The organism is Coprococcus sp. AM14-16 (assembly GCF_003434675.1).
Taxonomy (GTDB): Bacteria; Bacillota; Clostridia; order Lachnospirales; family Lachnospiraceae; genus Coprococcus; species Coprococcus aceti.
On the sequence record NZ_QTLL01000001.1, the window covers coordinates 458965 to 470961 of the forward strand.

An 11997-nucleotide genomic window follows, 5' to 3' on the forward strand; every position below is an offset into this window, starting at 1 on the left:
TGTTTGCTTGGATAAGCAGTAAATGGAAAGGAATGAATAGAGATGCCGATAAGAATAGATGATGATCTGCCGGTTAAGAAAACATTGGAGGACGAGAACATATTTGTCATGGGAACAGGAAGGGCACACAGCCAGGACATAAGACCCCTTGACATTCTGATACTCAACCTCATGCCGCTGAAGGAGGACACAGAGTTGCAGCTCATGCGAAGCTTGTCAAACACCCCACTTCAGGTGAACATCACGCTTCTTAGAACCATGTCCTACGAGTCCAAGAACGTGACAAAGGGACACCTTGACAGATTCTACGAGGATTTTGACAGCGTAAAGAACCGCAAATGGGACGGTTTCATCATAACCGGAGCACCTGTTGAAAAGATGGAATTTGAGAATGTTGACTACTGGGATGAACTCCGCGAGATCATGGATTGGTCCGAGACAAATGTCACATCGACCATGCACATCTGTTGGGGCGCCCAGGCGGGACTCTACTACAGATACGGTGTGCAGAAGTTCGATCTTCCGCAGAAGCTGTCCGGCATATACGAACATCACACCTTCCACAAGAGAACACCGCTTGTCCGTGGCTTTGACGATGTATTTTACGTGCCACATTCAAGATACACGGGCGTATCCAAGGAGGACATTGTAAACAATGAGCACCTTGAGATCGTAGCCGAGTCGGACGTGGCAGGTCCGTACCTCATAATCGGTGACGGTGGCAAGAACATATTTGTCACAGGACATCCTGAGTACGACGTGCTGACCCTCGACCAGGAGTACCACAGAGACCTCGGTAAGGGCCTTAATCCACAGATCCCGGTGAATTATTACCCGGACAACGACCCGGAAAAGAAACCAGTGAAGAAGTGGAGATGCCACGCGAATACTTTGTATGCGAATTGGCTCAATTATTACGTTTATCAGCTCACACCTTATAAGTGGGAGTAGGAGCTGGTGAGACCGCATAAAACCTATGGATTTAAGCCAAAAACGTTACATATTAATAAAATCATAAATGTATGTAAAATGATGTGATTTTCTGTAATTTTATGACTTTGTGGCGATTAATTGGTGTTTTTTCAAAATGCAGATGGTGTTTTTTAAACGGCGTTAGTCGGGAAAGATATTAAATATAAAATTAAAACACAGCACTATGTAGATGAGGGGTAGTTATCTATATGGTGCTGTGTTTTTTCTGCTTGTCACTTGTTCCATAATTCATTTTTATTAGTTGATATGATATAATAACCAATGAGACTAATGAATGAAAAACGACATAATATGAGGGGAAGATGTATGGATAATTCTAATGATGAAAGGCAGGAAGCTTTAACAAGACTTGAACAATTGCGAAAAAAAGGATCGGTTGTTGATGATGAAGCAGAATTAGCTTCTTACAGGGAAGAAAAGTTCAGGAGGTCTTATTTAGATGAAACAGGAAATATTAAATAAATTGAACCTTGGCGAAGATCATGAGAGAGAATGTAAGCTAGCAATCGGTGGGCTTCCTGAGAGCATATGGGAGACATATTCTTCTTTTGCAAATACCGATGGTGGAACTATTTTGCTTGGAATTAGGGAGCACAGAGATTCCTTTACTATTGAAGGATTGACAGAGAAACAGATTGTTAAATATCAGAAAGATTTCTGGAGCACTTTAAATGATAGAAATAAGATATCTAAGAACATTTTACTGAATCATCATGTACAGGTAGTCGAGGTGGAAGATAAAAAGGTACTTAGAATTGATATTCCTGCAGCAGACAGACATGATAAACCTGTTTATATTGGAACAGATCCGATGAGAGGTACTTATAAAAGAGACTACGAGGGCGATTTCCTTTGTACAGAAGAAGCAGTCCGTGCAATGTTCGCAGATCAGAGAGATGTATCTGGTGATGTGGAAGTACTGGACGAGTTTGGATTGGATGTGCTCAACCAGGATACGATAAAGGGGTATAGAATTGTTTTTGAACAGCTTCATAGTGGGCATCCATGGAATGCTCTTGAAAATGATGAGTTCCTTATGAAATTAAGAGCCGTAGCGAAGAATAAGAAGGGTACATTGTCTCCAACGATAGCTGGACTATTATTCTTTGGAGAGGCTTATCATATTACTGAAATTTTTCCAAATTATTTCTTGGACTATCGTGAAGAATGCAATGATAAAGCCGTTCGTTGGCTGTTTCGGACACACTCTAACGAAGGTGACTGGAGTGGAAATATATACGATTTCTTCTGCAAGGTGCGTACCAGAATAGATGATGAGGTAGCGGTTCCATTTGCAAATAGAAGAGATGGGTATCGAGTGGACAGAGTTGATGTTCATGATGCTTTGGAAGAAGCACTGGCAAATGCGTTGTCACATGCAAATTATTATGGCAGAAGAGGAATTCTTGTTGTTAAAAAGGGTAAAGAACTTAGCATTTCAAATCCTGGTACTATCAGGGTAACAAAAGAGGAGTTTTATGCCGGAGGCAATAGCGATCCTCGAAACCCTAATATTTTAAAGATGTTTGGATTCGTTAATGTCGGTGAGCGCGCCGGAAGTGGTATCGATAAGATAATGACTGCATGGGCAGAGCAAAACTGGAAAAAGCCGGAATTTGATTTTTCAGAGCGTAATGACAGGGTAACATTAACGCTAGAGGTTGGACAGGTTGTATATATTCCGAGGGCTGCTGATATAAGAAAAGAAAACATAAATCAAGCAGAAGCAACTGCAGTGACGAAAGAAGAGAAAATACTTGAGTATATCAGACGTAATGGAAGCATTTCTTCTCAAGAAGCTGCGGATATTGGCGGTTATAAGTCGAAGACTGGTGCAAGAAAATTGCTTGATAAGATGATTGCAAAAGATTTGATTAAAAAGGTTGGAAAAGGACCGGCAACTAAATATGTAATTCAGTGACGATACTAATGGTTATCGAACACTTTATTGAATACTAATGAACACTTTGTTGAACACTATCGAACACTTTTTTCGTATATCGTACATAAAGTGTTCGATTAATGACTGGTAGTAATCATTTATCGGATACCTATGCTTGGTGTCGCTTATGTTTATGATGTGGGATTTCAACAGAACTCTCAACGTTTGACACGACTTATGGTACGTGAGCAGAAAATAATGGCAGAGACAAGATCATCTTGGATAATGTGGTGACTTTCACAGATTTATTCTAGATTATTTATAACGACAATAGAATTACTTTCTTTCAGAGTGTATTAGTGGCAATAATATTAAGTTCCATTGCTACTATGAGTAGCCCAAAATGGATATACTTCATTTGCAGTTGCTGACCAGCAACTGTTCAATATATTCTAGCCAATAGCATATTGGCTAGCAAAAATAAATTATAACAGCGAAAAAATAGCTTGTCTTGGTAGTGTGGATATATACCTTACGTTAGTCAATGTGATTCAAATATAGAATATGAAGATATACATTTAATAATGGTAAAAATGATTATAGAGGTCGGAGAGACCGATAGAACAAAAGTAAGACCAAAGCTACTAAAAGCGAGCCTAATGAATGGAAAACGACAGAATATGAGGGAAATTTGTATAGATGATAATTCAAATGATGAAAGGCAAGAAGCCTTAGCAAGATTTGAACAGTTACGAAAAACGAAAATGGTTGTTGATGACAATGTAGAATCGATTATATCGAGAAGGACTGACTCCTATTGAGTTTGCAGGAGAATTGAAATCGATTATTAAGCCAGTATATAATTCTGCGATGAATTGCGGATTTGGTAACTGGAAGTATAGTGAGAAAGATGAGAAAGAGGCTTAGGCTTTGTCTGATAAAAACGAGGAAATCAATTAATGGGATTGTTAGATAGGATACTTGGACGTAAAAGGGTAAAAGTGAATACTGAGAAAACAAGTTCTGTTCCGAGTATTGATAGAAGCCGTAACGAGAACTGTGTTAAGATAATGCAGTTTTATGCGTGTATTGATAAAATGCTTGCTGAAAAGAGATATATTGCAAAGAGTGACTATTTGCCTCTTATAAAGCAATACAATGAGACTATTAATTTTTTCGATGTTCTTGCTCAGAGTGGCATGCTTTATAATTTCTGTAGTGTGAATGACGTTGATGCCGATGATATCAGCAAGGCGATTCATATTTATAACAATATAGATGATACTTTTGATAAGCATAATGAAGAATATATTTCATGGGCTATGCAGGAGGAAAAGGATTATTTGGATAATATTCTTAAATCTGTTGATCCTGAAGTGGTTCTTGATGAAGACCAGAGAAAGGTGATTTTAACAGATGAGGATTATTGTCTGGTAATTGCAGGTGCCGGGGCAGGAAAAACAACTACGGTAGCTGCTAAAGTCAAGTATCTTGTGGATAAGAAAGGGATTGATCCATCACAGATACTTGTTGTTTCGTTTACTAATAAGGCGGTAAATGAGCTTAAGGAAAAAATTCAAGATGCTTTGGGAGTACCATGTCCAATTGCAACATTTCATTCAACTGGAAATGCGATCATTCACAAGAATTCCCCGGATGAAAAACTAAATATTGTAGATAGCTCTAAATTATATTTTGTTATCAGGGATTATTTTAGAGGATCAATCATGCAGAATGAGAGTGTGGTGAACAAGCTTATAATGTTTTTTGCATCTTATTTTGATGCTCCCTATGAAGGTGACGACCTGAATGGTTTCTTTAATAATATAGCAAAAGCAAACTACTCTACTATGCGTAGTGATCTGGAAGATTTTAAAAGAGAGGTTATTGATGCAAGAACGAAAAAATCTGTGACGATTCAGAATGAAATATTACGTTCTCATCAGGAAGTTGAGATAGCTAATTTCTTGTATCTTAATAACCTGGATTATGAATATGAACCACCATATCAGTATCAAATAGAGTTTTCACGCAAGCCTTATACTCCGGATTTTGTTATATATCAGGGAAATAAAATGACTTACATAGAACATTTTGGTATAACAGAAAATGGTGAAAACGATAGATATAGCAAATATGAAATAGAGAGATATAAAAAGGCTGTAAACGATAAAATATTGTTGCATAAAAAGCATGGAACATCGCTCATTTACACATTTTCAGCATATAACGATAGAAGAACATTGATCTCACATTTGAAAGAAGAATTGGAGAAAAAAGGTTTTGAGCTAAAGCCAAGATCCAATAAAGAAGTTATGGAGATGCTTGTTGCTGGAGAAGAAAATCGTTATACCAGAAAACTTGTCAATTTAATATGTAGATTCATATCTAATTTCAAAGTAAATGGATACAATGCTGATGACTTTAACAGGATGTATCACTCCACTCAGAATGTGAGAAGCAGATTGTTCCTTGATATTTGCCATGACTGTTATTTGGAGTATGACAGATGGCTTAAGGAAAACAATGCGGTAGATTTTGAAGACATGATCAATGAGTCAGCAAGACTGCTCCGTGAAGTCAAGGAAATGAAGAAAAAGCTTGATTTTAAGTACGTCATAGTTGATGAATACCAGGATATTTCCAGACAAAGATTTGATCTGACAAAAGCACTTTCTGAAGTGACAGATGCAAAAATTATAGCAGTTGGTGATGATTGGCAGTCTATTTATGCATTCAGCGGATCGGATATTACTTTATTTACAAAGTTTGCTGAAAAAATGGGATATGCGAAGATGTTAAAAATAGTAAGAACATATCGCAATTCGCAGGATGTGATTGATATTGCAGGTAATTTTATTCAAAAGAACTCTGCACAAATAGAAAAAAGACTTTTATCGGAGAAAAGAATAACGGATCCGGTTATCATCTATACATATGACAGCACTTCTAAAGGACCAAATGGTAACAGACGAAGTGGGGTAAATTATGCAGTTGCCCACGCTGTTGAAGTAGCACTTACCCAGTTGTTGGGATATAAAAAACAAGAGGAAAAAGTTCCGGGAACAATTCTCCTATTGGGAAGATATGCATTTGATGGTGATCATCTCGAAAAATCAGGTCTTTTCGAATACATAAATCGTGGTAACAAGATCAAGAGTGTTAGATACCCGAAGCTTGACATCACATTTATGACAGCACATTCTTCTAAGGGACTCGGTTTTGATGATGTGATCATAGTTAATGGAAAGAATGAAACATATGGTTTCCCATCTAAAATAGAAGATGATCCGGTATTGGGTTTTGTAATAAAGGGTGACAGTTCTATTGACTATGCAGAGGAAAGGCGGCTTTTCTATGTAGCTATGACAAGGACAAAAAATAGAGTGTTCTTTGTTGCTCCAGAGCAAAATCCTTCGGAGTTTTTACTTGAACTAAAACAGGATTATAAGAGTGTGGTTCTGCATGGCAATTGGAATGAAGACGTGGTACAGAATTTTGCAAAAAAAGTGTGCCCGATATGTGGCTATCCAATGCAGTTAAAGTATAAAAAAGCATATGGGCTAAGACTTTATATTTGTACTAACGAGCCGGAAATATGCGGATTTATGACCAATGATTACCGGGCTGGTAAGCTGGCAATACAAAAGTGTGATAAGTGCAGAGATGGCTATCTGATTGTCAAGGCTGGAAAGTACGATGGATTTTTCCTTGGGTGTACGAATTATAAAAAAGATGGCACTGGCTGTAACAATATGGTCCCTAAGAAAAACTATTATGAACTTATGGGATATAAAATGGAATCAGAAGCCCCGGTAGTTGTACCCTCTCAGAAAAAAGCAGAAAATGCAGTTAATGATCAACAACACTCGGCAAATGCAGATATAGGCAATAATTCTTACATAAATATTGCTTCAACAGATGATTATGTTGAAATAATCAAGGCTAAACTCAAACCTGTCATATATGATAAGTGGGAGCTGGGACAGGTGTTTTATACTATAGTTTGTGGATTGCAAAATATGAGTCATGTTCGTTTTTATGGTGTAACGATGCTTGCTGAAATCCTTCATGGTAGTGACAGTAAAAGGATTTTGGATAATGGACTTAATAAAATCCCTGAATTTGGTGCGCTTAAGGATATGCCATTAGAGATAATACAAAGTATTATTGAATGGATGATTGCAGAACATTATATTCTTAAAACCAAAGGAAAATATCCTGTGCTTCATTCAACTTATGAGGGGTTGCACTATAGAGATAGCTTAACAGAGGGAAAGCTTAAAAAGTTAAAAAAATATCTTGAAGAAGAGGTTATATTATGGACATAGATGCAAAGAAATTAGATATAGCAATATTATATTTGCAAAGAATAGCTGACGGAAATAATCCGGTAAATAACATGCCAGCAGGAGAAGATTCGGTATTAAATAATCCAAATGTTATTAGGTGCATGTATTTTGTAAAAGAGGTATTGGAAGAAGTAAAACGTAACGATGGAGTTATTGGTAGAAAAACAAGAAAATCAAAAAAAGCAGAATTCCCAGTTGAGGCACTAGAATCATTTGTATATCAGGAAGATAAGCCGATAACTAGATTGGTTGAACAAATAAATATGGGGATTGATGAAAACAGATTCCAAAAGATTAAATATAAAAATATTCAGGATTGGTTAAAATTAAATGGATATATAGAAGAAAGGTTATTTGAACAATTTGGCAGGGCGTTTAATGTTCCTACTGAAAAAGGTGAACGATTAGGGATTCGATATGAAATGCGAAAAAACATGCGTGATATTGATTATATAGTTACGATATATGGTAAAAATGCTCAGGAATATATTGTGAAAAATATTGAAAAAATAATCATGGGAGAGGTTGAAGATTAGAAGAACGTATGTGCCCTAACATTTATTATAAAGACATTCATTTCATTGGCAATGGATATAAGGAAATTTTTAGCCATTTAATTGTGTAGTGCTTGTATTATGTGAGTAATATTGGAGAGATCCCCATGATGGGAGACCTACACCCCCAAATACGGTCTCATACCATCCAGAAATGCTTCTGTCAGGAAAGCAGACATCTTGTCGCTGCTTTCCTGGCAGTTATCCACCGCAAACTTGTGCAGTATACCAACCACGCCGCCTATTGCGTATGCTACGGCGTATGAGTATTTCTCCTGGGCCAGGCCGGTCTTGCTGGATTTTTCCAGAATTAATCGCACGTATCTATGGAACATTGTCAGTGCCTTTTCCACGAAATCATAAGCCTCAGGTGTGGCAATGATGATCATGAGAAATTTATTTGCTTTCATGTATTCGCATAGAGACCTGAAGAACTGGTGGCAGATCTCAAGATTGCCTTCTGGTTTGAAGCTATTCATGATCTGAAATATTTCATCGACGATGCGGTCTTCCATGGCATTGATGAAAGCAGGCATGTCTTCGTAGTGGTTGTAAAATGTGCTTCTGGTCACACCTGTGAGTTTGGTTATCTCGGACACGCTTATTTTGTTCAGAGCCTTTTGACCTGCAAGTATCTTGAATGCATCTAGAAGGTCACTTTCAGTTCTATCATATCGGGGATCGGTTGAGTTGATCATGGCTGTCTCCTTTATCTGCTGCCTGGCTTGGTGCTGCAGTTTTGTCACTATCTAATACAGCAATGTTACAACAATAATGCGTGTGAGTCTATTGTTATACGAGATTTCTTTTGATCTTTTTAGTCGAACTCTTTTCAAATGGCTCTTTTCTTATATCCAGTGCAGAGATTCTTTTGTATGTTGGCTGGTTTTTGTTGAAGGTATCAATGATTTTTTGCAATTTTTCAGAAGTCCTGGCTGCATCCATATGTTTCTTATCTACAAAATCCTGATCTGGATATATGTGAGCAGTGAGATGGTTGCCGTCGCCGGTAATGACTATTTCTGAAATAAGGGGCTCTATAGAAAGCTTTCCTTCCAGTTCCTCAGGGGATATGTTTTCACCATTTGCCAGGATGATGAGGTTCTTTTTCCTTCCGGTTATATACATGAAACCATCGGAGTCGAGATAACCAAGATCTCCGGTGCAGAGCCAGCCGTCTTGAAAAGCTTCTGCGGTCTCTTCTGGCATGTCGTAGTATCCGGACATGACGCTTGTGCCTTTTACCTGAATTTCCTCATCGACAAAACGAACAGCACAGTTGTCCAGGAGTTTGCCAACGGATCCGGGCCTGTTGTATCTGTGATTGTTGGAGCAAATTACAGGGGAGCATTCAGTCATGCCGTATCCCTGGAGTATGTCTATTCCGTATTTTTTGAATTCGGTAACATACATAGGATCCAGATATGCCCCTCCGCAGAATATATATTCCAGTTTACCGCCAAATGCTTCCTTGGCAACCAGCTTTTTAGGAAGGAGAGGGTTGACGTCTTTGAGTTTTTTGTAAATGGTTTCTACCATGAGAGGAACCATCAGCATGCCGACCGGCTGGAACCGTTTCATGTTTTTCAGCATGTGGAGCAACGAGTCATTGATGCAGATAGTGGCGCCCAGCGAAATGCCCTTCATCCATTCCATTGTCAGGCAGAATGCGTGATGTATAGGCAGAACGCTCAGAATAGTTACACCAGGTTCCAGATTTATATATACATTTTCAACATTTTGTGCGAGATTGAATTGAGACAGCATGACGCCTTTGCTTTTGCCTGTTGTTCCAGAGGTATACATAAGCGTACACATTTTATCCTTATCCTGATCGGAAAATGCAAAGTCATCCGGTATGGTAATTTCGCTGCGGAGCTGTTCAAATGACAAAATTGCTAATTGTGGATTTGAATCTGCACCCTCCAGATGCTCTATATCGACTTTCTTTTCCATGGTGAATACAATATTCATTTCGGGACAATCGTCTGTCAGTTCTGTTATCACATCCTTTTTGGATGCTCCGTAGAATAATGCAGTTGATCCTGACCGATTCAGAAGTTCATGTAATTCCGGAGCAGACAGGTTTGCATCCAGCGGTACAGCAGTATTTCCCGTGAAAAGTATAGCCATGTAGGCGCAGATCCATTCATAAGAGCTGCTTCCCACCAGTGCAATATGTGTTCCGCAGAGTCCATTATTTCGCAAAATGACAGCAGTTTTGCGAATGTCATCCCACAGATCTCCGTAGCTCTTTTCGACAATCTCTCTGTGAGACAGATATTTAACAGCTATTACATCTCTATGTATCCGACAGCTTTTTTCAACAATTTCCAGAATATTTTCTTCCATATATCATATCTCCATTTCTTTTATGTGAGGCAAAATGGGACATACTCCATCGTCCCAGATTTTTAATGTTAAACCGATGCAGAAGAGCTTGTCAGGTTGTCAAGGTACTTGATGGCGTCTTCTATAGTGTGAATATTGATGATCTCATCTTCATCGATTTCCACGTCAAATGTATCTTCAAGGTCGCCGAGAAAAGTCATGAAATCAAGGGAGCTAAAGCCCAAATCTTCTATGAATCGCATATCATTAGTGATCTCATCAGCTGGTATATTGCAGTATTCGGCAACAATGTTTAAAAATGTTATATTGTTATTCATATTAAAAATCTCCTTCTTGAATTAATCAAATGGGGTCAGGCACCTCCGTCCCCACGAAGGGGGGGCAGGAACCTCCATCCCAAAAAAATAGTTAGATGCATTCGATGATTTCGCCCACGGTCATTTCTGGCTCGGCAATGCCTTTGAAGATTATCTTCATAAGGTAGTAGTAGAACAGTTCGATGTCCTGTTCGGAGAGACTTGCGGTCTGGTATCTGAAATAGAAATTCAAACCCAGATCATTTGCACTGTGCATGACGGTGAGATAGATCTTTTGTTTTGATGTACCATTTGGAATCCACATGCTCCTTACGGAAATGTCTTCGAGATGCGGATTTTTAAGCCTGATAGGAAGAGGCTGGTAAGTAAGCCCCACGCTCTCATAAGTAGTGTGTGGAGGAGTGTGGAACATTTCTTTCATCTGGTCAGACAAAAGTTCCGGGTCATAATTGCAGTGTCGGTATACATGATTCTGAACATCCTGAATCATGAAAACTGCATCCAGAAACTCTGTGTCCGGATCAATGATGGTTCTGCAAGGGTATGCCATTGCGCGAGAGCCACCTGATACCCACTCAGCATGGGTGGAACGTCTTGAAACATAATTCCTTATGGAGATGTCAGTTTGTCCGCCATTTGCCTTGGAGAGATAAGTTCGTATTCCCATGAGAATGAGGTTGGTCATGGATATGTGATTGTTCATACAAAAATCTAGAAGATTCTGAGTTGGCTCAGCATCCAGGTGATAGTTCTTTGTAGCGACAGACAGGTTGTTAATCTCCTGATCTGCAGCGCGGAGTGACTTGTCATTGTGAAGGCGTCTGCTTTCCTGAAGTATCCGTTGTCCCTGTATATCGGAGTAAATAGGTTCTCCATTTTCCTCCAGCACATTTTGCCAGTACATGCGGTCTTTTGAGACACGTTTCTCGTCTGTGCTTTTTTTAAGATCACGTTCGACCATGTCAGTAAAACTTGCCATGTCCTCGGGATAAGGCGTGCCAAATTTGTAATGACAGTACAGTTCCATGATGTCATTCACCATGACGATAGCTCCACATGAATCCATGAGTCTGTGATCGATTTTGATGTACAGCCCATTGTAGCCACCCGGAAGCGAGATCATTTTTATCACATTCATTGGAACATTGTCCCCGTCAAACGGAATTCTGGACCATTCTTCCATGCGGTGATAAGCGTCATCACCGGAAAGCCATGAAAGGTTTTCGTAATCAATATCTCTGTCATCGTGAGAAACAACATATTGCCGTACCTCTCCATTTTGGTCAACTTTTGTAAAACGGATTCGCAGGCATTCGTATCTTTCGTACTCCAGCTGTATGCATTTTTTCAGCAAACCGAAATCTAGCGGCGCCTGCAGAGTCATACAAATGCTTATATTTGCGACTTGCTGAGTGCCAAATTCAATAATTGGTTTGAAATGTATCTTTTGTGAAGGTGTTAATGGATAATATTTTCTTGGCATAATTTACTCCTCCTGATGTTCTGATACGCTGTGGGAAAAGTTATCATAAGAAAGATGAGGATTC

The 11997-nt window shown here is 38.8% G+C and carries 9 protein-coding genes; 5 read left to right on the forward strand and 4 right to left on the reverse strand.

The window, feature by feature from the left end; all coding sequences use genetic code 11:
* The first annotated feature begins 42 nt into the window (after positions 1-42).
* The 5 genes from metA (at position 43) to DW159_RS02125 (ending at position 7763) form a co-directional block, all read left to right on the forward strand.
* Entirely contained in the window at positions 43-951 is a 909-nt protein-coding gene (metA, locus tag DW159_RS02105; protein ID WP_004849025.1) for a homoserine O-acetyltransferase MetA, read from the forward strand.
* Positions 952-1299: 348 nt separating this feature from the next.
* Complete coding sequence (locus DW159_RS13590; RefSeq protein WP_158547569.1) at positions 1300-1455, forward strand: hypothetical protein; 156 nt, start codon at positions 1300-1302, stop codon at positions 1453-1455.
* Complete coding sequence (locus DW159_RS02110) at positions 1433-2914, forward strand: RNA-binding domain-containing protein (protein WP_117548790.1); 1482 nt, start codon at positions 1433-1435, stop codon at positions 2912-2914. The genes DW159_RS13590 and DW159_RS02110 overlap by 23 nt, the downstream gene beginning before the upstream one ends.
* Before the next feature lie 920 nt (positions 2915-3834).
* A complete protein-coding gene (locus tag DW159_RS02120; RefSeq protein ID WP_117548792.1) occupies positions 3835-7206 on the forward strand; it encodes a UvrD-helicase domain-containing protein in 3372 nt (1123 codons plus the stop codon).
* Complete coding sequence (locus DW159_RS02125) at positions 7197-7763, forward strand: hypothetical protein (RefSeq protein WP_117548793.1); 567 nt, start codon at positions 7197-7199, stop codon at positions 7761-7763. The genes DW159_RS02120 and DW159_RS02125 overlap by 10 nt, the downstream gene beginning before the upstream one ends.
* A 137-nt stretch (positions 7764-7900) precedes the next feature.
* Here DW159_RS02125 and DW159_RS02130 read toward each other — a convergent pair whose 3' ends face one another.
* The 4 genes from DW159_RS02130 to DW159_RS02145 all read right to left on the reverse strand — a co-directional run bounded on the left by DW159_RS02130 (position 7901) and on the right by DW159_RS02145 (position 11933).
* Positions 7901-8479, reverse strand: a complete 579-nt coding sequence (locus DW159_RS02130; RefSeq protein WP_117548794.1) for a TetR/AcrR family transcriptional regulator — start codon at positions 8477-8479, stop codon at positions 7901-7903.
* Between the two features lie 94 nt (positions 8480-8573).
* Positions 8574-10133, reverse strand: coding sequence for an AMP-binding protein (locus DW159_RS02135; protein WP_117548795.1), 1560 nt, complete (start codon positions 10131-10133; stop codon positions 8574-8576).
* A 68-nt stretch (positions 10134-10201) separates the two neighbouring features.
* The gene (locus tag DW159_RS02140; protein WP_117548796.1) at positions 10202-10450 is read right to left on the reverse strand and encodes an acyl carrier protein; all 249 of its coding nucleotides are present in this window, start codon (positions 10448-10450) and stop codon (positions 10202-10204) included.
* A 91-nt stretch (positions 10451-10541) separates the two neighbouring features.
* On the reverse strand, positions 10542-11933 hold the full coding sequence (locus tag DW159_RS02145) for a condensation domain-containing protein (RefSeq protein ID WP_117548797.1): 1392 nt from the start codon (positions 11931-11933) through the stop codon (positions 10542-10544).
* Positions 11934-11997: the final 64 nt, after the last annotated feature.

Bases quoted from the DNA above. Each gene is read 5' to 3' on its own strand.
- DW159_RS13590 (WP_158547569.1), top strand. From the start codon at position 1,300: ATGGATAATTCTAATGATGAAAGGCAGGAAGCTTTAACAAGACTTGAA.
- DW159_RS02130 (WP_117548794.1), bottom strand. From the start codon at position 8,479: ATGATCAACTCAACCGATCCCCGATATGATAGAACTGAAAGTGACCTT.
- DW159_RS02140 (WP_117548796.1), bottom strand. From the start codon at position 10,450: ATGAATAACAATATAACATTTTTAAACATTGTTGCCGAATACTGCAAT.
- DW159_RS02135 (WP_117548795.1), bottom strand. From the start codon at position 10,133: ATGGAAGAAAATATTCTGGAAATTGTTGAAAAAAGCTGTCGGATACAT.
- DW159_RS02125 (WP_117548793.1), top strand. From the start codon at position 7,197: ATGGACATAGATGCAAAGAAATTAGATATAGCAATATTATATTTGCAA.
- metA (WP_004849025.1), top strand. From the start codon at position 43: ATGCCGATAAGAATAGATGATGATCTGCCGGTTAAGAAAACATTGGAG.
- DW159_RS02120 (WP_117548792.1), top strand. From the start codon at position 3,835: ATGGGATTGTTAGATAGGATACTTGGACGTAAAAGGGTAAAAGTGAAT.
- DW159_RS02110 (WP_117548790.1), top strand. From the start codon at position 1,433: ATGAAACAGGAAATATTAAATAAATTGAACCTTGGCGAAGATCATGAG.
- DW159_RS02145 (WP_117548797.1), bottom strand. From the start codon at position 11,933: ATGCCAAGAAAATATTATCCATTAACACCTTCACAAAAGATACATTTC.